Here is a 24,129-nt window from a genome sequence, read left to right as displayed (position 1 = left end):
TCGAAAGGAGGGCGGGGGCATCCCCCGATCAGTGGCCGTGCCCCTTGGCGCGGGGGCCACGCAAGAGCTCGTCGCGCTGCTCTTGCAGGTGCCAGGGCAGCTCGCCGAAGACGTCCTCGAACATCGACTCGAGCGAGGGCAGCGCCGTCTTCTCGGAGACCGCGATCGCGGCCTTGAGCTCGGCGTCGAGCTCGGCCTCGAGCTCCTTGTCCTGCGCGTCGGTCCAGCCGATCGTGCGCTCGATGTAGCGGCGAAGGCGCGGGATCGGATCGAGCTTCTTCCAGGGATCCACGCCCGCCTCGGGCCGGTAGGCCTTGGGATCGTCGCTCGTCGAGTGGCCCGAGAGGCGGTAGGTGAGCGCCTCGATGATCGTCGGGCCCTCGCCCCGCGCCGCGCGGGCGACCGCGTCACGCGTCACCTTGATGACCGCGAAGAGGTCGTTGCCGTCGCAACGCACGCCGGGCACGCCGTACGCGACGCCCTTCTGCGCGAAGGTCTCGCTCGCGGTCTGGCGCTCGGTCGGCACGCTGATCGCCCAGCCGTTGTTGCGGCAGAAGAACACCACCGGGGTCTTGAACACGCCGGCGAAGTTCATGCCGTTGTGGAACTCGTTCGAGCTCGTGGCGCCGTCGCCGAAGTACACGAGCGCCGTGAGGTCCTCCTTGCGGATCTTCGCGGCCCAGGCGAACCCGACGGCCTGCGTGATCTGCGTCCCGATCGGCGAGCTGACCGAGCCGAACTTGCCGCGCTTCCAGGTGTAGTGGTCCGGCATCTGCCGACCCTTCACCGGGTCGTTCGTGTTGCCGAACATGTTGTCGACGTACCGCTGGAGGGGCATGCCGCGCCAGAGCGCCGCGGCGAACTCGCGGTAACACGGGAAGATCCAGTCGTTCTCCCGCATCGCGAAGGCGCTGCCGAGGATCGAGGCCTCCTCGCCGAGGCAACCGATGTGGAAGCCGATGCGCCCCTGCCGCTGCAGGAGGACGAGGCGCTCGTCGAGCAAACGCGCGCGGACCATGGCGCGGTAGAGCGTGAGCACCTCGTCGCTGCGAAGACCAGGATCGTTCGCCGGATCGAGGGTGCCGTCGTCGCGGAGAACACGCACGACGTCGGGCGCATGCGCGTCGAGCGGATGCCGCGCGACCGGGTGAACGGAGCCGTCCGTGCTGCCTCCCGAGGCAGTGGAGGCGAGGCTCGATGCGGGTTGGGTGGCGGTGCTCATGATGGCGCCCGGACCCTAGTCAAAGGGCGACGGAATGGCCAGGGGACAAGCGAGCTCCCCGGCATTTTACAACACACCGCGTCGCGATTGTTGCGACTGCGAAAAGCCCACAGAACACGCCGGCAATCATTGCGCGAATTCGTGCTGCACCTGCAGCATGCTACGAGATGCAACGAGATAAAAGAGGCGGGGCGAGCGCCAAAGCTCAGACGGTGCCGAGGGCCTCGCTGGCCTCGGCGATCGCCGCGTCGACCGCCGCCTCGCCGAGCGTGAAGCGCTGCGCGAGCCGCTCGAGCAAGGCGCGCTCCGCAGGCCGGACGCCGCCGGAGGCGCGCGCCATGATCGCCGCGATCCGCAGCACCTCACGCTGGTGATCCCGCTGCGTGATCATCTGCGCGATGTGCGCGACGCGCTCGTCTTCGCTCTCGCGCTTCTGCGCGGAGGCGAGCTCGCCGAAGAGGGCCTCGACCTGCTCGGGCGAGACCTTGCCGTCGCAGCCGATGCCCACGATGGCCCGCAAAACGGCGTCCTCGGTCGTGGTGATCGGGCCGTCGGAGGTGGCCACGAGGTACGCGCTCTCGACCGTGCCCTCGAAGAGCGCCGCCGCCGCAGGATCGAAGCCGGAAGGAGCCGTGGCCTCGTCCCCGACCGGACGGCTCTGCGCGAGGCGCGCCGCTTGCGCCAGGATCGAGTGCCGCACGCCACGCGGGGCGTTCGGCCCAGGCTGCGCGATGCACTGCGTGACGCGCTCGATGAACTTCTCGTCAGGGGCACTCATGCCGGGACACCTTCCCTCGACGCCCCTTTTCACACACTCCGGACGAAACGCCAAGCCCCGGCGCCCGTCGCCTTCACCGCCGCACGAGCGACGCCGCCGGGACGAGGCCCGCCGACTCGGCCTTCTTGCCGAGCGGGATCTCGACGCTCGAAGGAGAGCCGAGCTCCAGGGCGACACGCGCGGCCTCACGACGCGCGACGTCGAGCCGCGCTTCGAGCTCGGCCTGCACGTCGCCGCCCTCGCCGCCTTTTTCCCGCAAGAGGCTGCGCAGGAAGACCTCGGCCGCGCGGTAGCTCGACCGGACGAGCGGGCCAGACGCGGCGTAGAGGAAGCCCAACGCGAGGGCCTCTTCCTCGTACCGCGCGAAAGTCTCGGGCGGGACGAAGCGCAAGACGTCGTGGTGCTTGGGCGTGGGCCGGAGGTACTGGCCGATCGTGACGACGTCGACGCCGACGGCGCGAAGATCGCGCATGGTCTCGACGACCTCGTCGTCGGTCTCGCCGACGCCGACCATGATGGAGCTCTTCGTCAACTGTCCCTCGATCCCCGCGGCCTTCGCGCGGGTCTTCGCGCGCTCGAGCACGGCGAGGGACTGGTCGTAGCTCGATCGCACGTCGCGCACGGTGCGCGTGAGGCGGCGGATGGTCTCGACGTTGTGCGCGAAGACGTCGGGCCTGGCCTCGACGACGGTGTCGACGGCGGAGAGGTGGCCCGAGAAGTCGCCGACGAGGGTCTCGACGAGGATGTCGGGGCGGAGGTCCTTCAAGCGCTGGACGGTGCGCGCCACGTGCTCGGCGCCGCCGTCGAGCAGGTCGTCGCGGTTGACCATGGTCATGACGACGTACTGGAGATCGAGCCGCGCGATGGCGCGCGCGACGTGCTCGGGCTCGCGGGTGTCGACGGCGCCGCGCGGGTTGCCGGTGGTGACGGCGCAGAAGCGGCAGCCACGGGTGCAGACGTCACCGAGCAGCATCACGGTGGCCGTGCCCTCGCGCCAGCACTCGCCCACGTTGGGGCAACGCGCCTCCTCGCAGACGGTGTGGAGATCGAGCTCGCGGAAGGTCTGCTTGAGGTGATGGTAGGTGTCGCCGCCGGGCGCGCGGACTTTGAGCCAGGGGGGCTTGGGGGCGAAGCGGGAAGCGGCGGTCATGGATTCCGTTCTTAGGCCACGGCGAGGCGGGAGCAAGGGACTCGCGTGATCCACGAGCGTGCAGTCATGCGGGGCTGCGCCGAACGCGACCACGAGGCTTCGAGGCGAGCGGGGCGCGGCGCGCCTCGCCGAACACGTCGTCGAGGGTCTCCGCCGTGAGCAGCCGGACGCCCCAGCGGCTGAGCGTGGCCTCGTCGGCGTCGGCGATCCGGGCGCGGGCAGAGGCCGGCAGAGCGCCGAAGCGCGCGGTGAGGAGCTTGCGCAGGAGTCGCGCTTGCCCCTCCATGCGGCCTTCGACGCGGCCTTCGACGCGGCCTTCGACGCGGCCTTCGACGCGGCCCCGCTCGACGCCCCGCTCTTCGATCTCGTCTATCCAGGTCATGATCGCGTCTCCCACCTTCGAGCTCGTCGCGCTCTCCAGGATCTCTCCGACCATCGCCGCGCCGATACGCTCGTGCGTGGCTGCAAGATACCGCAGCAACACGCCGAGTGCAGCAAGGCCGTCCTTGGCCAGGAGCACCTCGTCGAGCGCCTTCCCGATCCGATCGATCTCTCGCTCGAACCGAAGATCGTCGCCCGCCACGGACAGACACCAGAGCACGACCTGTCCGAGCGAGGTGAGCGCCTGCTCCACGAGATCCCCCGCCCGCCCGCCGCCGAGGTCGATCAGCCGGACCTCGAACTGCGGGACGAACGGGAGGACGGCAGGCCGAACGATCTCGTCCATCGGCACGAGGTCCTGGAACGCCGTGGCCGCCGTCCAGCCCGCCTCGCTGTGATGCACGACGATGGGGATGATCGGCGGCAGCTCTTTCAAGGCCGGGTCGTCGCGGACGAGCTGCTCCCAGAGCCGCATCATGTAGACGCCCATGCGAAAGACCATGAGCGGCTCGACGTCGCGCTGCTGCTCGACGAGGGCGTGGAAGTACACGCTTTTCCCGCGGATGCGCGCGGAGAACACGAGGTCACCGTGGCGATGGCGTAACGCGCGGTCGACGAAGCTGCCCTGCTCGAGCCGCAAGCTTCTCCAGTCGATCCAGGCGGAGAGCGCCGCTGGCAGCGCCGCCCGGAGCAGGCCGATGGCGTGCTCGCGCTGGGAAAACGCCCACTTGAAGAGCGCGTCGTGCGGCTGGGGCAGACGGCCCCGACGGCGTGGCTTGGGCATGACCGGGGACGTTTGCCCAGGGAGCCCGGGGAAAACAAGTTTTACGCGACGGCTGTCCGAGGGAAGCGCGTGGCTACTACGATCGGTCTTCCGGATGGAGGGAGCCGGAGAGCATCCGATGATGGACACCCGAGCAGTCGACCGAGAGGTGATCGAGCGCGTGCTGTCGGAGTACGCCGCGATCCCGTACGCACACGGAGACGTGCAGACGCAGACGGTGTTCGACCGGGAGCGCGGGCACTACCTCTTGATGATCGTGGGACGCGAGGGGAGGAAGCGGGTGCACGGGTGCCTCGTGCATGTGGATGTCGTGGGGGAGGACGTGGTCATCCAGCGGGATGGCATCGAGCATGGGATCGCGCCGGAGCTCGTGCAGGGTGGGATCGCGGCGGAGAGGATCGTGCTCGCGTTCCATGTGTACGGGGCGAAGAGGTATTCGGAGCTTTCGGCGGCGTGAGAGATTGAAATCGTGCGTAGGCTCGGAAAGAACCCGAATGAATATCTCGACCGGATTCCACCGCAGCATCGGGTAGGGTTCGCGGACGCCGTCGCGCCGTTCCCGCTCGATGGCACTGAAGGTCGAGGCGGCCATCACGACGACCACGCCACGCTCCCCCTCCGTCGCCCCCCTTCCCCGCCACGCCCCCTCCACGCTCCTCCTCCGTAGCTCCCCCACCCCGCGACGCCCCCGCCACGGTCCCCCTCCGTATCCACCTCCCGTCCGAACCCTGCTCCCACGGACGCCCACCGTGAATCTTTCCCGTCCGGCAGCGTTTCTCTCGCACCCCTACTTCAAGGAGGCACGTCGATGGGAAACCTCAAGGACATCTCCACCGCCCGGATGGTTCGTATCACCGAGGCATGGCTCGACCCCGCGCGTGATCGCCCCACGATCGAAGCGCTCCCCTCGGGCTCCACCCTCCTCGGCAAGGTCGAAACGGCCCACGCAGGCCTGCTCTCCACCCAGAAGAGAGACCTCTCCGCCTCGAAAGAGCTCTCCGCCCTCTCCGAGAAACAAGCCGCCGCCGACAAACGTCACGACCGCAAGATCCGCGCTTCCTGGTTCGTGCTCACCGGCTTCGCCGAGGCCGCCGACGATCCAGAGGACGCCGAGGCCATCCTCGCGGCGCGGGACGAGCTCCTCCCGAACGGGCTCAGCGCGACGAAGGAGAGTTATCACGACGAGGCCGGCGCCGTGGAGCTCACCGAGGCGCGGATCTCCGAGAAGACACGCGCGCTCCTGAAGAAGCTGCCCGTGCCCGGCGGCAAGGCGTGGAACGTCGTCGAGGACTGGTTCGAAGCAGGTCGCGAGCTCGGGCAGCTCGAAGATGAGAAGGAAAAACGCACGGCCGCCGCCGGCGCCACGAGCCCGTCGAAGATGGACGCCCTCAAGGCGCGCAACTTCTGGATCAAGGTCGCGCGACACGTCGAGACGACCCTCGAGCTCGAAGGCGCGAGCGAAGTGATCGTCAGCGCCATCCTCGGACCGCTGCGCGCAGCCGAGAAGGAGACCACGCGGCGCACGTCGTCGAGCGAGCTCGCCGAAGACGTCGCCGCGACGCAGCCCGCAGCGCCCGCCTGAGACCTACGCCCCCGCCTCCCCCGCCCGCGCAATCTCCCCCGCGGCATACTCGCCCCGCTCCGTGAAGATCGCCGTGATCAGCTCCGCCGGCGTCACGTCGAACGCCGGGTGCCGCGCCGGTACACCTTCCGGCACCAGCACCGACCCTCCCACCCGCACAACCTCGTCCCGGCTCCGCTCCTCCAGCGGGATGTGGTCGCCGTCGAGCGTCGCCAGATCCACCGTGCTCCACGGCGCGGCCACGTAAAACGGCACCCCGTGGTGCTTCGCCAGGCACGCGAGCCCGTACGTGCCGATCTTGTTCGCGATGTCCCCGTTCCGCGCGATCCGATCCGCGCCCACCACGATCGCCGTCACCTCGCGTCGACGCAGGAAATGCCCCGCCATCGAGTCCGTGATCACCTCGACCGGGATCCCGTCCTGCGACAGCTCCCACGCCGTCAGCCGCGCGCCCTGCAGGTACGGCCTCGTCTCGTCCGCCAGGACCCGCACCTGCTTGCCCGCCTCCGCCGCCGCACGGACCACCCCGAGCGCCGTGCCATATCCGCCCGTCGCCAGCGCGCCGGCGTTGCAATGCGTCAGGATCGTCGCGCCATGCGGGATCCGCGCCGCGCCCACCCGGCCCATCCGCCGGCAGGCCTCGAGGTCCTCCACGTGGATACGTCGCGCGAGCGCCGCGAGATCCGCCACGCGCTCCTCGGCCGGCTCGTGCGCGTGCGCCTCCGCCGACGCGAGCATCCGCGAGACCGCCCACGAGAGGTTCACCGCCGTCGGCCGCGCCGCCACCAGCATGCTCGCCGCCGCGCGAAGGCCCGCCACGTACCGCGAGGCCTCCGCCGGACGTAGCGCCCGCGCAGCCAGCACCATGCCGTACGCCGCCGCGATCCCGATCGCAGGCGCGCCCCGCACCACCATCGCGCGGATCGCCTCCGCGACCTCCTCGACCGAGCGCAACGTCGCGTAGACCTCGCGCGCCGGGAGATCCCGTTGATCCAGGAGAAACACGCGGTCGCAGCTCTCCGCGAGCTCGGCCGCCGAGTATCCCGCGCCCGAGAGCGCCGGGGATGGATACCAGGGCGGTGGCGCCACCGTGGTCACGAGTGTCCCCCTTGCCCGTTCTTGGGTCCCTCCGCAGCGCGGGCGAGCTCGAGGCGACCCCGGATCTCCTCCGCCACCATGGCGAAGTCCTCGGCCGCCTCGGCCTTCTTCCCATCGAGGTAGGCCCTTAGCCCCTCGATCGCCGTGAGCGCGATGCTCGCGTTCACGCCCCTCTGCGAGAGCGCCTCGATCACGTCGCCGTTCTTCAAAAGATCCTCGAGGTCGTCGAACACGCTCGAGATCTCCCGGGTGGGATCCACGGAGAACGTAGATCCCGATCCGATCGTCCGGTCGTCATCGTCGCTCGAGGCCATGGTTCACTTCTTCTTGTCGACGGTCTCGGTCGTCGTCGGGAGCGCCGAGAACGGGAAATGCGGCGGCTCATGGCCAGGCGCGCACTGGTACTTCGAGAAATCGGTCACGCCCTCGCTGCGCAAGAGCGCCTCGTCGATCCAGGCCTTGCCCGGCCGCGCCGAAGGCTCCTTGGTGATCAAAGCGAGCGTCGCGTCCGCGAGGATGTCCGCCTTGCGCCAGAACTCCGGGCCCCCGAGGCCGAAGTTGATGGTCGCGTAGCTCTCGATCGCCGTCGCCGGCCAGAGCGCGTTCGCCGTCACGTTGTGCGCCTTCGCCTCCTCCGCGATCGCCAGCGCGATCATCGTCATGCCGAACTTGGAGACCGCGTACGCCCCATGGTGCGCGACCGCATTCGCGTCGACCGGCGGCGACATCATCACGATGTGCCCCCACTTGCGCTCGATCATGTGCGGCAAGGCCGCGCGCGCGAGCGCGAACGACGCACGCACGTTGATGCCCATCACGAGGTCGAACTTCTTCATCGGCGTCCCGAGCACGTCCGCCCACCAGAGCGCGCCCGCGTTGTTCACGAGCACGTCGAGCCGGCCGAAGTGCGCCGCCGCCTGCGCGACCGCCGCCTCGCACGCGTCGGCGTCACGCACGTCGAGCTTGATCGGCAAGGCGCGACGGCCGAGCGCCTCGACCTCCTTCGCCACGCTGTGGATCGTCCCCGGGAGCCGGGGGTTCTGCTCGACCTCCGACTTGGCCGCGACGACGACGTCGGCGCCCTCCCGCGCACAAGCGAGCGCGACCGCGCGACCAATGCCCCGGGAGGCGCCCGTGATGAAGACAACCCTGTTCTCGAGCCGCATGGCGGGTTCCATACTGCACGCAGGCACCCTCCGCGACGGATTTCGTCGCCCGAGGGGCGCGCGCCGTCAACGCCGCCCTTTGCTCCGCTTTCGTGTTCCCTGCACGATCCGAGCCGCGTCACGCGGGGGCTTTTTGCTCGCCTCCAAGAGGCCCGCGATCCGCGCGGCCTCCGCGTTCTTCAGGCCTCCCCGGCGCAGCGCCGCGATGGCCTGCGAGACGACCTCGCGTGTCTCCGGGCGCTTCGCCGACGTCTTGCCCTCGAGCCACGCGACGACCTCGGGGAAACGCGCCGCGAGCACCGCGACCTCGGCCGGCATCCCCTCACGCAAGGTGCGCAGGCCCTGGGAGCGCTCCGCCGCGCGAGGCGACACGTCGGCCAGCACGAACGCCTCCTCGAGCCGCGCGAGCACCTCCTCGGGGCCCCGCAGCCGATCGAGGACCTCCCGATCCGCGAGCGCCGCGAGCACGACGTGCGCGTGGAAATACCCGTCGGTCCACGTCACGAGCTCACGCAGCGCCTCCTCGCCCCGCACGAGGAGCACCTCGCGCAGCGCAGAGACGATGCCCATGCGGACGAGGTGGCGCGGCTCGTCCGCGAGGTCGTGCAGCGTGGTCATGGCCGCCCGCGCGTCGAAACCGGCGAGGGCCCGCTGCGCGAGCGCGTGCGCCGCGACGATCACGGGATACTCGCCGGGCGAGGCGAGCAGGGCGCGGACGAGCGCGTCGGCCTTGCCTCGGCGCGCGGCGATCAGGATGCCGACGGTACGCGCGAAGTCGAGGTTCGGACGCGTGCCGGGCAGGTTCGAGTGGCGATCGAGCACGTCGAGCAGCCCGCGCAGGGGGCCACCCGCGAGGACCCCATCGAGGGCCGCGTCGAGCTTGCTGGGTTGTTCTGTCATCGGCCTGGAACCTAGAACCCGATCGTGGCGCCGAGTTCGGGCGTGAGCACGAACGTAACGACGGGCAGCGTGATGTTCGCCCGCAGGCCCACGCTGATCGCGACCCGCTCGAGCGGCGCATACTGCAGGCCGCCGCCGAGCGAGAGGAAGCCCTGCCCGGCTTGCTTGTACGCCTTCAAGGACTGGATCCGAGGCTCGACGCGGCTGCCCTCGAACTCGGGGTTGCCCGGCTGCGTGCAAGGGCTGCTCTGATCGGCCGGGTTCGCCGCGCCGCACCGCACGCCGTCCTCGAGCACCTCCACGTCGACGGGCGTGTCGATCTGCGCGAGCCCGGCCGCCGCGAAGACGAACGGGCGCGCGCCGAGGCTGCCGAACGGGTTCTTGCCGATCACGTAGGTGCCACGCAGCTCGGCGTGCACCGGCAGGAAGCTCGCGTCGTCGTCGCTCGAGGTCCGGAACGCGAAGCCGAGGCGGACGCCCGCGAGGATGTTGTCCATGAAGAGCCGGTCGTAGCCGGCGATGATGCGGATCGTGGAGAGCGCGAGGCCCGCGGAGACGTTGTTCCCGATGCCGGGCGTGGGCGCGCCGAGGTAGCGGCTGCCGTCGTTACGCACGCAAACGAAGTGATCACGGTCCTGCACGTCGACCGCGCAGACGTCCTTGCCCGAGAAGATCGAGATGTCCGGCGCGATGGAGATCGACACCCAGTTCTTCTTCGGCCCCGTGTCCTTCGGCTCGTCGACGATCGAGGGCTTCTGCGTGCACTCGCCGCCCACGCACGAATAACCCGCGTTGCACTGGTTGTCGTCGAGGCACTGCTTCGGCCCCGCCTCGACCTTCACGCAGAGCTCGGGCGGCGCGAAGCCTGGCCAGCTCGGCGGATCACCCTCGATGCGCGGCTTGATCGCCGTGCTCAAGGGCTGCGCGCGCGAGCCCGCGCCCGTCACGATCGCGCCGTCCGCGTCGGTGATCGTGATGAAATAGTCGAGCTTGCCTTCCTTCGTGACGTCGGTGCACGGCACGTTGATGCCGAAGCCGAACTCGCCGACCTTCTTCATCACGAGCGTCTTCCAGTCGCCCGCGCCCGGGGCCAGGTACGTGACCGTGACCTTCTTCGCGTCCTCCAGGAGCTCCGGCGCGAGCCGCACGTAGAGCGGCACCGGCGTGTTGATGCGCTGCTCGGCCGGCGGCGCGTGCGTCATGCCTTGCCCCGAAGGCGCAGGTGCCCCCCCCGCTGCGGCCGCGCCGTCGAGCTTGAGCTGCTTGCGCGCGTTCTCGTAGGCGTACTTCACCTCGGCCGAGCTCATGTCCTCGTCGGGCTTCGTGTCCCTGTCGAGGGTCAGCGCCTCGACGAAGGCCTCGCGCGCGTCCTCGAGCTGCTTCTTGCCGCCCGCGAGCACCACGCCCAGCGCCACGAGCGCCCGCGCCTTCACGCTCGGCGTGCATTTGTCCGCGCCACACGCGTCGATCGCCGTACGCAAGCGCTTTTCAGCCTGGTCGAACTTCGTCTCCAGGTAGTCCACATCCATCGCTTGCGTGATGGCCTTCTCGGTCTGCGCGTCCTTCGGCGCCGCCGCGCGTGCAGGCAGAGCCCAGAGGAGCGGTGAGCCGAACGCGACGAGCGAAAACACCGCGCGAAAACCGAAGCCCGAGGGAAGCATCGGGCGAACTCTACCTTAACGACACGCGCGGCCGGAAGAACTCGGTCCGCCGCCGCGCCACAGGTTCTCCACAGGCCTGTGGATAAGCTGCGGAGGGAGGCTCGGGCAGCCTGGTCGATCCGGCTGGGACACGCGGGCTGCCGCGCCGGCCCTCGCCGTAGTAACAGAACGGCCGTGGACGTTCTCGACAAGCGCGGGGGGATCCCGCTCGTCTCGCGCGCCGCCCGCGGCGACACGCTGCTCGCCTCGCACGACGCAGGTTCACTCACCGAGCGCCTGGTCGCGCGCGGCGGATCACCTTCGGCCGCTCGCTCGGCCGCCGCCCGGATCGTGCGGCACGCCTTCTCCCGCGACGACGCCGCAGAGATCCCCTGGGGCCGCTCGACCTTCGCCGACCTCGGCATCGGCGCCTGGGCCCACGAGGCGCTCGACGCCCTCGATCCCGCGCCGGCCCTCACGCTGCACGAGCGCGCGCCCGCGGAGGACGGCACGATCCGGCTGCTATTTCGCGCGCGGGCCGACGGCGCCCTCGTCGAGTCCGTCCTCATCCCCGGCCCCGGCCGCACCACGCTCTGCATCTCGAGCCAGGTCGGCTGCGCGCGCGCCTGCGCGTTCTGCGAGACGGGCCGGCTCGGGCTCGAGCGCCAGCTCGCCGCGGGCGAGATCATCGACCAGGTCCGCCTCGCCCGCGCGATCTTTCACGAGGCCGGCGGCGCGCCGCCCCTCTCGAACCTCGTCTTCATGGGCATGGGCGAGCCCTTCGACAACCTGCCCGAGGTGCTGCGCGCGCTCCGCCTGCTCACCGACGATCGCGCCTTCGGCTTCGCGCCCTCACGCGTCACCGTGAGCACCGTGGGCGTCGCCGACAAGCTGCCCGCGTTTTTCGCCGGCACGCGCGCCGAGCTCGCCGTGAGCCTCAACGCGCCGGACGACGAGCGGCGCCGAACGATCATGCCCATCAACACGCGTTTCCCGCTCGCGGCGCTGCGCGACGCGATCGTAGGCGCGCTCCCGCCCGGCCGCCGTGTGCTCTTCGAGTACGTGCTCTTCGACCGCTGGAACGACGCGCCCGAGGACGCCGACCTGCTCGCGGCCTACGTCCGCCCGATCCGCTGCCGCGTGAACGTGATCCCGTGCAACCCCGGGCCCGATCCCTCGCTGCGCCCGCCCACGCAGGAGCGGCTCGACGCCTTCGTCGCGCGGCTCTCGTCGCACGGCGTGACGACGCTCGTCCGCAGGCCCCGCGGCCGCGACGTCGGCGGCGCCTGTGGTCAGCTCGCAGGCGCGCGACGCGCCGAACGAACGTTTTCCCTCGCGACGCCGAAGCTACCGACCTAAAAATGAAAATGGACCGGCACTTCTCGGCCTCCGCAGGCAAGCGATCATGAGCACACCTTCGTCGCCTGACAGATCCGGCGAAGCCTTGAGCGACACCTCGTCGATCGACGAATCCGGCAACGTGATCGATCCCCCCGCGCGCCCCTCGATCACGCCCGAGCCGGGCATGATCGTGGCCGGGACCTATCGCGTCGAAAAGGAGCTCGGGCGCGGCGGCATGGGGGTCGTCTACCGCGCGCGCGACACCTGGCTCGATCGCACGGTCGCCCTGAAGCTCATCGCCCCGACGTGGGACGACGCGCTCGCCGAGCAGCGGCTCCAGCAGGAAGCGAAGGCGCTCGCGACGCTGCGTGATCAACACGTCGTGCAGGTCTACGCGTTCGGCCGACACGGCTCCTCGTACTTCTTCGCCATGGAGTACGTCGAGGGCCGCTCGCTCGAGGCGATCCTCGACGAGTACCGGCAGCGCCAGAGCGCCTTGCCCCAGCACCGCGCGATCACCATCCTCGGGCGCATCGCCGACGGCCTCGACGCCGCGCACGGCCGGGGCATCGTCCATCGCGACGTCAAGCCGGGCAACATCGTCATCGAGGAGGACACCGGCAGGCCCGTGCTCATCGACTTCGGCCTCGCGCAGCAGCACTCCGCGTCGAGGCCCGAGACGATCGAGGGCACGCCGGTCTACATGGCGCCGGAGCAAGCAGGGCTCGCCGGCGAGGGGATACCCGTGGGCCCGTGGAGCGACGTCTACGCGCTCGGATGTGTCGCGTTCGAGCTGCTCACCGGGCGCACGCCGTACCTCCAGCGTGACCTCGTGCGGCTGCTGCACGCGCACTTCAGCGCGCCCGTGCCCCTCGCCTCGTCGGTGCGCCCCGAGCTCGCGCCCTTCGACGCCGTGCTCTCGCGCGCCCTCGCGAAAAACCCCGCCGATCGATACACGAGCTGCGGCGCCTTCGCGCGGGACCTCGTCCTCGCCGGCTCACCCAAGGCCCAGGCGTCGCCGAGCGCGCCGCCGCCCGCGAGCGTCAGGCAACCCGCCGAGAGCGCCACGCGATCGATCCGCGTGCTCACGGTCGACGACGACCCCGCGTTCGGCAAGTTCGCCGCCAAGGCCGCCGAGCTCGCCATGAAGGGCCGATCGATGCGGATCCGCGTCGCGCGCTCGGGCCAGGCCGCGCTCGAGGCCGCGCGCGAAGAGCCCCCCGATCTCGTCCTGCTCGACCTCGACATGCCCGACCTCGACGGCGTGGACACGCTCTCGCACCTGCGCGCCCTGCCGCGCGGCGATCACGCCCGCGTCGTCGTCCTCAGCGGCCGCGTCGGCCCGCAGGAGCGCTGGAAGTTCGCCGTCCTCGGCGTGCGCGAGTTCGTGGCCAAGCCGATCGATCTGCGGCGCCTCGTCGACACGATCGAGGGCATCGTCGAGCGCGCCGGCTGGGCTTGAGCGTCACGAGAGAAGATCGACGACCGCTCGATCACACGCCGCCCGCGCCGCCGCGAGCGCGCGCTCGATCTCGGGCCACGCTTGCTCCGCCGAGAGCCAGCCGCCCTGGATGCCGAGCAGCCCGTCCTCGACGAGGCCCGCGGCGTCGCTGATCTCCTGGAAGCGGTACGAACCCGCGGTCCCGCGCAGCGCGTGCGCCCTCGACACGGCGGCGCGCATCGCGTCCTGCCTGGACCCCTCTTTTGCTGCGGCCACGATCTCGGCGAGCTCTCGCAAGAGCTCCGGCAGCTCCGCGAGGTACTCCTTGCGTAACTCCAGGAGCGCCGCTCGGATCTCGTCGTCCTTCGTCTGCGCCATGAAACCTCTCGATTTTAAGCGAAACCGACGGCAGGGGCCCCGGGATTTCGACGCGCCTCTCCATTTGGCGAGGGCAACTCGAACCAGAACGTGCTGCCTTGCCCGAGCTTCGAGGCGACGCCGATCGCCCCGCCGTGTTGCTCCACGATCGCCTTCGAGATCGCGAGCCCGAGGCCCGTGCCGCGCTGCTCGCGCCGGCCCTCGCCCTCGAGCTGTTCGAACCTTTTGAAGAGCCGCCCGAGGTCCGCCTCCGCGATCCCGGGGCCGCGGTCCCGGACCGCGAAGCACACGCGCCCGTCGGCCTTCGCCTCCACGCCGAGCTCGACCCGCGCCTCGGGGGGCGAGAACTTGAGGGCATTCGACATCAGGTTCGTGAGCACCTGAGCGATGCGGTCCTCATCCACCACGACCTCGATCTCGCCCCGCACGTCCACGAAGAGCTCGACCCTGGCCTCCGAGGCCACGGGGCCGAGGCTGTCGACGAGGCCCGAGACGAGCCGCCGCACGTCGACGCGCTTCGGGTGAAGCTCGAGCTTGCCCGCCACGATCTTCTCGAGATCGAGGATGTCGTTCACGAGCCGCACGAGCCGGTCGGTGTTCGTGCGGGCGATCTGGACGAGCTCCATCGCCCCGTCGGGCAGGGGGCCGAGCACGCCGCCTTCGAGCAGGCCGAGCGCGCCGCGGATCGAGGTGAGCGGCGTCCGGAGCTCGTGCGAGACGGTCGAGACGAACTCGTCCTTGACCCGCTCGACGGCCTTGCGCTCCTCGGCCAGCGCCTGCGCCTCGCGCGCCCGCGCCACGAGCTCGCCGTTGAGCTTCGCGAGCCGCCCGTTCGCGCGGCGGAGGTCGATCTGCGCGGCCACCTGGCGCGCGAGGGCCGTGAGCGCGGCCCGCTGCGCGTCGTCGAGCTGCCGCGGCCCGTGGTCGATGACGCAGAGGGTGCCGACGTTGTGACCGTCCGCGGTCGCGAGCGGCGCGCCCGCGTAGAAGCGCACGTGAGGCCCGCCGGTCACGAGCGGGTTGTCTGCAAATCTCGCGTCCTCGTGCGCGTCGGGGACGAGGAAGAGCTGCTCGCCGAGGATCGCGTGCGCGCAGAAGGCCACCTCGCGCGGCGTCTCGCTCGCGTCGAGCCCGACCTTCGACTTGAACCACTGGCGCTCGCGATCGACGAGCGAGACCAGCGCGATCGGCGTGCGGCAGATCGCGGCCGCGAGGCGCGTGAGATCATCGAAGGCAGGCTCGGGGGGCGTGTCGAGGATCGCCGCTTCGCTGAGCGCCACGAGGCGCTCGATCTCGTCGCTCGGGGGAGGGGCTGCTTTCATCAAATCTCCGCCCCTCTCCCTTGCACGTGGCGAGCCACGATCAAGAGCGTGCGCCCACGTACGAGGCGAGGATGTCGAGGACCTGTCCGGGCAGCGACATCGGGTCGAAGGGCTTCGGGATGACGCCCGCGGCGCCGAGCTCGCGGTACCTGTCGACCTCGTGCTTCTGCACCTTCGCGGTCATGAAGATGACCGGGATCGCGGCTGTTTCCTCGCGCGTGCGGAGCTCGACGAGTGTCTCCTGCCCGTCCATGCCCGGCATCATCACGTCGAGCAGGATCACGTCCGGCGCTTCGCGCGCCGCGGCCTCGAGCGCTTCGTGCCCCGAGGACGCGAGCACGACCTTCCACTTGCCGACGCCCTTCAGGCTGAGCTCTCCGATCCGCCGGATATGCGGCTCGTCGTCCACCAGCAGCACCTTCGAAACCGCCATGCGTGGTTCCCCTCGAAAAAGCCGAGGCCCGCGAGCATACAGGATGCGCGCGGGCCTTTCGTGTCGACGAACCGTTTGCGTGTTACTTGGCGGCCTCGGCGGGCTTCGGCGCCGGCTCCTTCAGCTCGAAGGCCGGCGGCGCGTTGGGGTTGCAGTCCGGCGGAGGCCCGAAGCCGTCGGCGTTGAACTTGTACTCGACGGAGCCCGAGCCCTCGGGGTCCTTCTTGCTGATGGCCTCGATGGTGACCTCGTGCTCACCCTTGCGGGCCGGCGTGCAGTACGAGAGCAGATAAAAGCGCTTCATGTGCGACTCGATGCGCGCGGCCATCCTGTCGAAGGCCTCCTTGACCTTCGCCTGATCCGTCGCGAGCTCGGTCCCGTCGCGCCCGATCTCGTCGAGCTTCGCCTTGCCGATCTCGGCGCCGACGCCGATCGCGTAGATCTCGTAGTTCTCGTACTCCTCCTTGTCCATCGCGTCCTTCATCTCGTCGCGGGTCACGCGCGCGGCGCGATCCGTGCCGTCCGAGAAGACGACGAGGGAGCCGAACTTGAGCGGGCGCTTGTCCTTGTCGAGCTCCTTCTTGAGCGTCGCGAGGCCCTCGACGACGGCGCCGTGCAGGTTCGTCGACGGGTCCTTCGGCTTGTAGCTGCGCAGCCCCTCGAGGCCCCCCTCGACCGATCCTGCCGCCTCGGTGAAGGGCACGACCGAGAAGATCTTCTCGGAGCCGTCGAAGCCGTACACGCCGACCTTCTGCGTCTTGCCGACACGATCCGCGAAGGCCTTGGCCGCGTCGACGAGCGCGTCCGCCTGCCCGGACTCGGTGACCGAGCCGCTCATGTCCACGAGCAACATCGTGTACATGACGGCCGCGACCTCCGGGTTCTGGATGGTCTGCTTGCTCTCGAAGGCCGAGACGAGCTCGCCGTCCTCGTAGATCTTGAAGTCCTCGGCGACGAGGCCGCCGACGGGCTTGTCCTTGCCCGCGTCGACCGTGAAGAAGACCCAGACGTTGTTGGGCTTCTTCTGCGCGGAGTTGATCAGCCGGACGTTCAAGCCGCCCCCGCACGCGACGAGCATGAGCGCGAGCAGCGAGAAGAGCATCAGGCGGAGCCCACACTTGGGCCGGGCATGGGAAGAGATACCCGCGCCGAGCGCGGCCTTGTTTCTGTCGTTCACGGAACGCATTAGGGCAGGACCACGGCGGGCCTGTCAATTCGCGGCCGCATGGGCGTCGCCGTGACCACGAGCGCCACACCGGCCCACGGGGCGCGTGAAAGGCCTGTTTCCCCCGCGCGGCCCCCCGGCGAAGGCGCAAATACGGGCAAGAAATCGGCGCCTGCCCCTTCACGACACGGCAGCGGCCCCCCGGGGCCGGGGAGGTCGCCCAAAAACCTCCTGATCGAGAGGCGTTTCCGCTAACCTCCCGACATGGCTCGTATCCTGGTCGTCGAGGACTCCTCTGCGTTCCGGGCGTTCATCCGCGCGGCGCTCGAGGAAACGCCGGGGCTCTTCGCGACGAGCCCGGACGACGCGCAAGGCGAGGTGGAGGTCGTCGAGGCTGCCAGCGGGTTCGACGCGTTGCGCCTCCTGCCGCGCGGGCACTACGACCTCGTGATCACCGACATCAACATGCCGGACATCAACGGGCTCGAGCTCCTGCGGTTCATGCGCGACAGCGAGCGTCACCGCAAGGTCGCCACGATCATCATCTCGACGCAGTCCTCCGAGAAGGATCGGGCGCGCGGCCTCGCGCTCGGCGCCGACGCGTTCCTCGCGAAGCCCTTCACGGTGGAGGCGCTGCAGCGCGCCATCACGACGATCCTGCAAGCGCGCAGCTCCCTTCCCCCGGCCGAGACCAGCGAGGGGTCGCGTTGACGAGCGAGAGCGAACGCGCGCGCGAGGAGTTCTTCTCCGAGGCGCAGGAGATCGTCGAGGGGCTCGGGCGAGATCTGCTCGCGCTCGACGAGGCCCAGAAATCCGGCCACGTCGACCCGGACCTCATCAACGACGTCTTCCGCGCGGTGCACACGCTGAAGGGCCTGGCGGGCCTCTTCGGCGCGACGCGGATGTCGAGCCTCTCGCACAAGCTCGAGGAGCTGCTCGACGATCTGCGCCTCGGCAAGGTCGACGTCACGGCCCCCGTGCTCGACCTGCTCTTCGCCTCGGTGCAGCTCTACGGCAAGCTGCTCCAGGCCGAGAAGGAGAGCCGCGATCAGCCGATCCCCGAGCTCGACAAGCTGCTCGCGCAGCTCGATCGAGGCGCGGGCGCAGGCGCGGGCGGCGGCGGCGGCGGGCCCATCATCGACCCGAACCTGCTCGCGGTGCTCACGGAGTTCGAGGAGCACAAGCTCAAGACGAACATCGCGCAGGGCAACACGCTCTACCGGCTGCGCGTGCGGTTCCAGCTCGCGACGATCGATCAAGGGCTCGACGAGCTCAAGGCGACCGCGAAGCCGCACGGCGACATCATCACGTACCTGCCCGCGAGCGACACCGACGACATCGACTCGATCACGCTCGAGATCCTGATGGGCTCGCGCGCGCCTTCGACGACGCTGCGAAACGCGCTCAACCACCTCGGCGTGGAGGTCGAGGAGCTGCCGCGGCAGGGCGGAGGGCCCTCGCATGCGGCCATGCCCCCGCCCCCGCCCACCTCGTCGACGGCCTCGGCCTCGTCGGCGTCGACGTTCTCGCACACGAACATCCCCACGCCCACGCCCTCGCCGCCGCCGGTCGCGCCGAGCGAGCCCCCGAGCCCGATGCCGCCGATGGGCAGCGCGCCGCTCGACATGACGGCGCCGCACCCCTTCCCCGCGCCGCACCTCGACACGAGCGCGAGCATCCCGCCGAAGGCGCAGGAGCTCGGCACGATCAAGAGCGTCGCGCAGACGGTGCGCGTCGACATCCAGAAGCTCGACGTCCTGATGAACTACGTCGGCGAGCTGTCGATCGTGCGGACGGAGCTCGATCGGCTGCTCGAGAAGATGCGCGACGCGCAGGCGAACCACGAGGTGAAGAACAACCTCCGGAGGCTCCAGCGCGACTTCGGGCACAACGTCAAGCGCCTGCGCGACGGCATCCTCGAGGTGCGCATGGTGCCGCTCGGGCAGGTCTTCGACAAGCTCGCCCGCGTCGCGCGCCAGATCAGCCGCCAGGCGGGCAAGCAGGTGAACCTCGTCATCACGGGCGCGGAGACCAACGTCGACAAGCTCATCGTCGAGGAGCTCAGCGATCCGCTCATGCACATGATGCGCAACGCGATCGATCACGGCATCGAGGATCGCGACGCGCGCGAGGCCATGGGCAAGCCCGCGATCGGGACGATCGCGCTGAACGCCTTCCAGAAGGGCAACCACGTCGTCATCGAGATCGAGGACGACGGCAAGGGCATCGAGATGGAGCGCCTGCTCGAGAAGGCGATCCGGATGGGCCTCGTGGGGCCGGAGGACGCGCGGACGATGAGCCGCCGCGAGGTGTTGAACCTCATCTTCGTGCCCGGCCTGTCCACGAAGACGTCGGTGAGCGAGATCAGCGGGCGCGGCGTCGGCATGGACGTCGTGAAGACGAACATCTCGAAGCTCGGCGGCGTCATCGACGTGCAGAGCGAGATCAGCATCGGCACCAAGTTCACGGTGACGCTGCCGATCACGCTCGCGATCCTGAAGGCGCTCATCGTGAAGGTCAGCGATCAGCAGTTCGCGATCCCGCTCGCCAACGTGCAGGAGGCCGTGTGGCTCGACCTCTCCGCGGTGCGCGTGATCGACGGGCGCGACGCCGTCACGCTGCGCGGCAACACGCTCCAGCTCTGCTACCTCGCGCGGCTCTTCGGGCTCGCCGACACGAGCGAGGTGAGCGGCACCGACGGCTTCGGCCTCGACGCCCCGCAGCTCAGCCAGATCGCGCCGGGGGCGCGCTCGTCGCTCCGCGGCGAGCCTCTGCGGCAGCAGGGCTACTCGCCGGCCTTCCCCTACCGGCCCGCGCAGACGTCGACGGTGAGCAACGCCATGAAGAACGCGCTCGCGCCGCGGTCCAAGCGCAAGTTCGTGGTCGTCACGGCCGTCGGCACCCGGAGGCTCGGCCTCGTCGTCGACTCCCTCGTCGGGCAGCAGGACGTCGTGATCAAGGGCTTCGGCCCCTCGCTGAAGAACATCGCCGGCTTCGCGGGCGCGACGCAGCTCGCGGATCAACGCATCGCGCTCGTGCTCGACGCGCCCGCGCTCGTCGAGGAGATGTTCGCCCACTCCGAGCGCGCTCGGATGACCCACGGAGGCACCCATGGCTTCTAACCTCGCTCGCCGCAGCGACTCCGCCGTCGTCGTCGCGGGCCAGAAGCACAAGAAGCAGCTCCGCGACCGCGGACAGGGCACCAAGTACCTCGCCTTCCGCCTCGCCGAGAACGTCTACGCCGCGCCCGTCGCGCTCATCCGCGAGATCCTGACGCTCCGCCCGATCACCCCGGTGCCGCGCGCGCCCTCGTCGATCATGGGCATCATCAGCGTCCGCGGCCAGCTCGTCACGGTGCTCGATCTCAGGCGCCGCCTCCGCCTCTCCGAGGGGCCCGTCACGAGCAAGGCGCGCATCCTGCTCGTCGATCCGATGGGCGTCGAGACGCTCGGGCTCTTCGTCGACGAGGTCCTCCAGGTCTACCGCCTCGCCGACAGCGACATCGAGCAGACCGCGTCCGCGCTCGGAGGCGAGGTCGCCGGTTACATCGCCGGCATCGCGCGCCCCGCGCAGGCGCAGAACCAGGCGGACGCGAAGGCCCAGGCGAGGAACGCCAGCGGCCTGCGCCACGACGCGTCCGTGATCATCCTCCTCGACTTGAAGGTGGTGCTCGCGTCCTGACCCCGAGGTCGCCGTTCGGAGATGACGAAAGCGATGCCCGACTATGGCCAGAGACACCGCGCCGATCCCCAGAAGAGCCTCGTCGGCTTCGTCGTCGGCGACGTCCACTACGCGATCGGGATCGGCCAGGTGCGCGAGATCGTGAACCCCTTGCCAGTCACGCCGCTCCCGCACACGCCCCCCGATGTCTCGGGCGTGGCCGATCACCGCGGCGACGTGGTGCCCGTCATCGATCTGCGCATCCGCTTCGGCCTGCCGCCGACGTCGCCGACGCGCTCGACGAAGTGGATCCTCGTCGACGCCGGCGCGCGCATGGTGGGCCTCGTCGTCGACGCCGTCTCCGAGGTCTTCGGCACGGGCGCCGACGAGATCCGGCCGACGCCCCCCGTCGGCGGCGGCCGCGATCTGCGCGGCATCTCGGGCGTCACGAACCACAACGGCCTGCTCGTCTTCGTGCTCGACACGAAGCGGTTCACCGAGCTCGTCGACGACATCGCCGACGTCCTTCCGCCGATCGACGACCTGTGAGGAGCGCGCCGTGAACCCCCCTTCGACCCGCACCGTCTCGCCTGCGCTGATCGAAGCCGCCCTCGACGCCGCGGACGCCGAGGAGCGCCGCCAGGCCACCGCCCTCGCCGCCGAGCTACCGCTCTACGACGCGCTGCCGCTCCTCGTCCGCGCGCTCGGCGACACCGACTGGCGCGTGCGCAAGGAGGCCACCTACGCGGCGCGCGCGTTCATCCCCGCGCCGAGCCTCATCGCGGCGATGGTCAAGACCTTCGAGCCCTGCGACAACGTCGGCCTGCGCAACGCCGCGATCGAGGTCCTCGCGAGCTGCGGCAGCGCCGCCACCGCGCCCCTCGAAGCGTCGCTCGCGCGCCTCGACGCCGACGGCCGCAAGCTCGCCGTCCAGGCCCTCGGCTTCACGCGAGATCCCCACGCCCTCGCCGTCCTCGAGCGCGCCCTGCGCGACGCCGACGAGAACGTCCGCCAGGGCGCCGTCGAGGCCATCGCGCAGCTCGGGCCGATCGCCCCCGTCGAGGTCCAGCGCCTCCTCTTCCGCTGCCTCGACAGCGCCGATCCCTTCGCCAAGCTCGCCGCCCTCGAAGGCCTCAACGCCCTCGGCGCCGTGATCCCCTGGGAGCGCCTCGCGCCGCTGCTCGAGCACCCCTCCCTGCGCGGCGCGGCCCTCTCGGCCGCCGCCACCTCCGAGAGCCCCGCGGCCGCCCCGGCGCTCGCCCGCATGCTCCACAAGGCGCGCGGCGGCACCTTCATGCAGGCCATCAGCGCGCTCGCGCGCCTCGCCGACGGACCGCTCCTGCCCGCCGTCACGGGCGCCCTCGCGGCCGAAGGCCCCGAGCTCGGCGAGCGCCTCGTGCGCGTCGCCATGGCCGAGGGCACCGACCCCCCGCACCACCGCGCCATGGCGCTCCTGCTCGCCGCGGTCGCGCGCGCGCCCGGCGTCGTCGACGCGGCCGCCCTCGCGCTCGCCGAGGAGACCTTCACCGAACAGGCCGAACGTGCGCTCTTCCTCCTCGGGCCTGCCGCGCTGCCCGGCCTCGTCGCGCGTATCGCCCCCGAGAAAGGCGTGACGCCGCTCGCGGCCGACGTGCGCGCCGCGCTCATCGAGGTCGCCGCGGCGATCGCCCTCGCGCCCGGCGCGCCCGAGCGGCCCACGGCGCTGCTCGAGGCCCTGCGCGCGGCCGTGCTCGACGAAGAGCGCCGCGTCGCCACGAGCGCCCTCTTCGCCCTCTCGAAGCTCGGCACCGAGGAGGACCTCGCGCTCGCCGCGCGCCTCGTCGCCTCGCCGCTCCGCCCCGTCGCCCACGCCGCCGAGGGCGCGCTCGCCTCGCTCGCGACCCGCCACGAGAAGGCCGCGCGCGCGCTCGGCGACGCCCTCGTCACCCGCGCCGGCAGCGAGCCCGGCGACGAGGCCTTCGCCGCCGCGATCATCCTCGGCGCCCTCGCGGCCACGCGTAGCCCCTCGAGCCCGCCGCCGTCTCCCTTCGACCTCGGCTTCCTCGCGCGCGCGGCTGCGGCCGAGGACGTGCGCACGCGTCGTGCGGCGATCGGCGCCGTCGCCGAGATCGGCGGCGACTCGGCGCTCGACGTCCTTTCGCTCGCGCTCGCCGACGAGGAGCGCGAGGTCCAGCTCGCCGCGGCGCGCGCGCTCGGCTACCTCGGCGCGGCGGCGCGGCGGCGCGAGGCCTCGGCCGAGACGAACGCGACGCCGAGCCTGCGCACCATCCTCGACATCGCGGGCCGCTCGATGGACGCCGAGCTCGTGGCCACCGCGATCCGCGCGCTCGGCGAGGCCCTCTCCACGATCCCGCCCGAGGCCGCGGAGCGCGCCGCGGACGCGCTCATCGAGGCCCTCGCGCCCCTCGCCCGCGAGGCCGAGGCCGTCGTGGCGATCGCGGCTGCCGAGTCCATCGGGCGCCTGCCCTGGGGCGCGGCAGGCAGGCAAGCGGCGCTCGTCGCGGCGCTCGATCACCCCGACGCCGCGGTCGTCAAGGCGGCGATGCTCAAGCTCGAGACGAGTGGCCCCGAGGGGGAGGCGCTGCTTCGTTGCCTCGACCATCCTTCGCCCGACGTCCGGCTCCTCGCGGCCGAGACGATCGCGGCGAGCGACAACACGACCTTGCGCGAGCGCCTCGCGCAGCGCGCTTCGCACGAGCTCGATCGGGACGTGCGCGACACCCTCGAGGGTGCGCTCTCGTCGATCCGCTGGCGCGGGGAAAGGGGCTTCTTCGGGTCGTGATGCGCTTCCCGGATGAGATCCGCCTCGCGCCGGACGAGTTCCGCCTCTTGCGGGATCTCATCAACCAGCATTGCGGCATCGCGCTGAGCCCCGAGCAGCGCCCCGTCATCGAGCGGCGCTTGCGCGAGCGCCTCAGCGTGCATGGCTTGCACTCGTTCGGCGAGTATTACCAGCTCCTCCGCTCGCCGGACCGGGGCCGGGCCGAGCTCGACGAGGCGCTCGATCTCGTCACGATCAACGAGACCTACTTTTATCGCGAGGACTATCAGCTCACGGCGCTCCGCAACGAGCTCTTCCCCATGCTCCGCCGCCCGCCGCTCTCCCGCGAGAGCCTCTCCATCTGGAGCGCTGGCTGCTCGACGGGCGAGGAGGTCTACTCCATCGCCATCACGGCGAGGGAGGCCGGTTTGTCCGGGCGCCGCGACCTCCGCATCTTCGGCAGCGACATCTCCCGGCGCTGCGTGGCCCACGCGCGCCGCGGCGTCTACGGCACCTCGTCGTTCCGCGCGATCCCTGCCGACTTGAAGCGCAAGTACTTCGTCGAGAAGCCCGACGGCATGCACGTGCAGGACGACCTCCGGGCCTGGTGCCATTTCGGCCACCTGAACCTGCTCGATCCCGTCCGTGCCTCGGTCGTCGGCCGCGTCGACATCATCTTCTGCCGCAACGTCCTCATCTACTTCGACGACGTCTCGCGGCGCCGCGTGATCGACATGTTTTACGACCGGCTCCTCCCGGGCGGCTTCTTGCTCCTCGGCCACTCGGAGTCGCTCCTCAACGTGTCGACCGCGTTCGAGCTCGTCCATTTGCGCGACGATCTCGTCTATCGGAAGCCCATCACGGCCTCGCGGTTCGCCCCGGGGGGTCTGGACGGCGGGACGCTCGGATCGGGGAAACCATGAGCAC

General features: G+C 70.5%; 23 protein-coding genes. 10 read left to right on the top strand and 13 right to left on the bottom strand.

Going from position 1 to position 24,129, the window contains the following annotated elements; all coding sequences use genetic code 11:
• Nucleotides 1-28 precede the first annotated feature (28 nt).
• From GF068_RS29055 to GF068_RS29040, 4 genes are all read right to left on the bottom strand, one after another.
• On the bottom strand, nucleotides 29-1,222 hold the full coding sequence (locus GF068_RS29055) for a thiamine pyrophosphate-dependent dehydrogenase E1 component subunit alpha (protein ID WP_153822741.1): 1,194 nt from the start codon (nucleotides 1,220-1,222) through the stop codon (nucleotides 29-31).
• Between the two features lie 205 nt (nucleotides 1,223-1,427).
• Nucleotides 1,428-2,000: a tellurite resistance TerB family protein gene (locus GF068_RS29050; RefSeq protein ID WP_153822740.1), complete on the bottom strand. Its 573-nt coding sequence runs from the start codon at nucleotides 1,998-2,000 to the stop codon at nucleotides 1,428-1,430.
• Between the two features lie 73 nt (nucleotides 2,001-2,073).
• Nucleotides 2,074-3,204 carry a lipoyl synthase gene (lipA, locus tag GF068_RS29045; protein WP_338046615.1) on the bottom strand — a complete coding sequence of 377 codons (1,131 nt, stop codon included), beginning with the start codon at nucleotides 3,202-3,204 and terminating at the stop codon, nucleotides 2,074-2,076.
• Nucleotides 3,205-3,214: 10 nt separating this feature from the next.
• Nucleotides 3,215-4,315: an Rpn family recombination-promoting nuclease/putative transposase gene (locus GF068_RS29040; RefSeq protein WP_153822738.1), complete on the bottom strand. Its 1,101-nt coding sequence runs from the start codon at nucleotides 4,313-4,315 to the stop codon at nucleotides 3,215-3,217.
• 94 nt (nucleotides 4,316-4,409) lie between these two features.
• On the opposite strand from GF068_RS29040, the gene GF068_RS29035 reads away from it, so the two are divergent.
• Nucleotides 4,410-4,772 carry a XisI protein gene (locus GF068_RS29035; protein ID WP_206079577.1) on the top strand — a complete coding sequence of 121 codons (363 nt, stop codon included), beginning with the start codon at nucleotides 4,410-4,412 and terminating at the stop codon, nucleotides 4,770-4,772.
• A gap of 351 nt (nucleotides 4,773-5,123) precedes the next feature.
• Nucleotides 5,124-5,897, top strand: coding sequence for a hypothetical protein (locus tag GF068_RS29030; protein WP_153822737.1), 774 nt, complete (start codon nucleotides 5,124-5,126; stop codon nucleotides 5,895-5,897).
• Between the two features lie 3 nt (nucleotides 5,898-5,900).
• Here GF068_RS29030 and mtnA read toward each other — a convergent pair whose 3' ends face one another.
• The 5 genes from mtnA to GF068_RS43765 form a co-directional block, all read right to left on the bottom strand.
• Nucleotides 5,901-6,902, bottom strand: coding sequence for an S-methyl-5-thioribose-1-phosphate isomerase (mtnA, locus tag GF068_RS29025; RefSeq protein ID WP_420814133.1), 1,002 nt, complete (start codon nucleotides 6,900-6,902; stop codon nucleotides 5,901-5,903).
• 89 nt (nucleotides 6,903-6,991) lie between these two features.
• Nucleotides 6,992-7,309 carry a hypothetical protein gene (locus tag GF068_RS29020; RefSeq protein ID WP_153822736.1) on the bottom strand — a complete coding sequence of 106 codons (318 nt, stop codon included), beginning with the start codon at nucleotides 7,307-7,309 and terminating at the stop codon, nucleotides 6,992-6,994.
• Nucleotides 7,310-7,312: 3 nt separating this feature from the next.
• Nucleotides 7,313-8,161 (bottom strand): SDR family oxidoreductase, encoded by an 849-nt coding sequence (locus GF068_RS29015; protein WP_153822735.1) that lies wholly within the window; start codon nucleotides 8,159-8,161, stop codon nucleotides 7,313-7,315.
• Between the two features lie 66 nt (nucleotides 8,162-8,227).
• Entirely contained in the window at nucleotides 8,228-9,061 is an 834-nt protein-coding gene (locus GF068_RS29010) for a hypothetical protein (RefSeq protein ID WP_153822734.1), read from the bottom strand.
• Nucleotides 9,062-9,072: 11 nt separating this feature from the next.
• The gene (locus tag GF068_RS43765; RefSeq protein WP_170319740.1) at nucleotides 9,073-10,722 is read right to left on the bottom strand and encodes a hypothetical protein; all 1,650 of its coding nucleotides are present in this window, start codon (nucleotides 10,720-10,722) and stop codon (nucleotides 9,073-9,075) included.
• 174 nt (nucleotides 10,723-10,896) lie between these two features.
• Between GF068_RS43765 and rlmN the strand changes: the two genes are divergently transcribed.
• Both rlmN and GF068_RS46495 read left to right on the top strand, forming a co-directional pair.
• Nucleotides 10,897-12,060 (top strand): 23S rRNA (adenine(2503)-C(2))-methyltransferase RlmN, encoded by a 1,164-nt coding sequence (rlmN, locus tag GF068_RS29000; RefSeq protein WP_338046613.1) that lies wholly within the window; start codon nucleotides 10,897-10,899, stop codon nucleotides 12,058-12,060.
• A gap of 85 nt (nucleotides 12,061-12,145) precedes the next feature.
• The gene (locus GF068_RS46495; RefSeq protein ID WP_170319739.1) at nucleotides 12,146-13,504 is read left to right on the top strand and encodes a serine/threonine-protein kinase; all 1,359 of its coding nucleotides are present in this window, start codon (nucleotides 12,146-12,148) and stop codon (nucleotides 13,502-13,504) included.
• Between the two features lie 3 nt (nucleotides 13,505-13,507).
• Here the strand turns inward: GF068_RS46495 and GF068_RS28990 are convergent, their stop codons facing one another.
• The 4 genes from GF068_RS28990 to GF068_RS28975 form a co-directional block, all read right to left on the bottom strand.
• On the bottom strand, nucleotides 13,508-13,861 hold the full coding sequence (locus tag GF068_RS28990; RefSeq protein WP_153822732.1) for an Hpt domain-containing protein: 354 nt from the start codon (nucleotides 13,859-13,861) through the stop codon (nucleotides 13,508-13,510).
• 14 nt (nucleotides 13,862-13,875) lie between these two features.
• Nucleotides 13,876-15,183, bottom strand: a complete 1,308-nt coding sequence (locus tag GF068_RS28985) for a GAF domain-containing sensor histidine kinase (RefSeq protein ID WP_153822731.1) — start codon at nucleotides 15,181-15,183, stop codon at nucleotides 13,876-13,878.
• 40 nt (nucleotides 15,184-15,223) lie between these two features.
• Nucleotides 15,224-15,616, bottom strand: a complete 393-nt coding sequence (locus GF068_RS28980) for a response regulator (RefSeq protein WP_153822730.1) — start codon at nucleotides 15,614-15,616, stop codon at nucleotides 15,224-15,226.
• Between the two features lie 82 nt (nucleotides 15,617-15,698).
• Nucleotides 15,699-16,793: a VWA domain-containing protein gene (locus GF068_RS28975; protein WP_338046612.1), complete on the bottom strand. Its 1,095-nt coding sequence runs from the start codon at nucleotides 16,791-16,793 to the stop codon at nucleotides 15,699-15,701.
• A gap of 252 nt (nucleotides 16,794-17,045) precedes the next feature.
• On the opposite strand from GF068_RS28975, the gene GF068_RS28970 reads away from it, so the two are divergent.
• From GF068_RS28970 to GF068_RS28945, 6 genes are read left to right on the top strand one after another with little or no spacing between them, the layout of a single operon-like run.
• Nucleotides 17,046-17,492 carry a response regulator gene (locus GF068_RS28970; protein WP_153822728.1) on the top strand — a complete coding sequence of 149 codons (447 nt, stop codon included), beginning with the start codon at nucleotides 17,046-17,048 and terminating at the stop codon, nucleotides 17,490-17,492.
• Nucleotides 17,489-19,903, top strand: coding sequence for a chemotaxis protein CheA (locus GF068_RS28965; RefSeq protein ID WP_153822727.1), 2,415 nt, complete (start codon nucleotides 17,489-17,491; stop codon nucleotides 19,901-19,903). The genes GF068_RS28970 and GF068_RS28965 overlap by 4 nt, the downstream gene beginning before the upstream one ends.
• The gene (locus GF068_RS28960) at nucleotides 19,893-20,462 is read left to right on the top strand and encodes a chemotaxis protein CheW (RefSeq protein WP_153822726.1); all 570 of its coding nucleotides are present in this window, start codon (nucleotides 19,893-19,895) and stop codon (nucleotides 20,460-20,462) included. Before GF068_RS28965 ends, GF068_RS28960 begins: the two co-directional genes overlap by 11 nt.
• 21 nt (nucleotides 20,463-20,483) lie before the next feature.
• On the top strand, nucleotides 20,484-20,990 hold the full coding sequence (locus GF068_RS28955) for a chemotaxis protein CheW (RefSeq protein WP_240807529.1): 507 nt from the start codon (nucleotides 20,484-20,486) through the stop codon (nucleotides 20,988-20,990).
• A 10-nt stretch (nucleotides 20,991-21,000) separates the two neighbouring features.
• Nucleotides 21,001-23,223: a HEAT repeat domain-containing protein gene (locus tag GF068_RS28950; RefSeq protein WP_153822725.1), complete on the top strand. Its 2,223-nt coding sequence runs from the start codon at nucleotides 21,001-21,003 to the stop codon at nucleotides 23,221-23,223.
• Complete coding sequence (locus GF068_RS28945) at nucleotides 23,223-24,125, top strand: CheR family methyltransferase (protein WP_153822724.1); 903 nt, start codon at nucleotides 23,223-23,225, stop codon at nucleotides 24,123-24,125. The genes GF068_RS28950 and GF068_RS28945 overlap by 1 nt, the downstream gene beginning before the upstream one ends.
• Nucleotides 24,126-24,129: the final 4 nt, after the last annotated feature.

The sequence above is a fragment of the Polyangium spumosum genome, assembly GCF_009649845.1.
In the GTDB taxonomy this organism is placed as follows: Bacteria; Myxococcota_A; Polyangia; order Polyangiales; family Polyangiaceae; genus Polyangium; species Polyangium spumosum.
The sequence above is the reverse complement of the archived record's forward strand: the minus strand, read 5'-3'. Positions and strand labels throughout refer to the sequence as shown.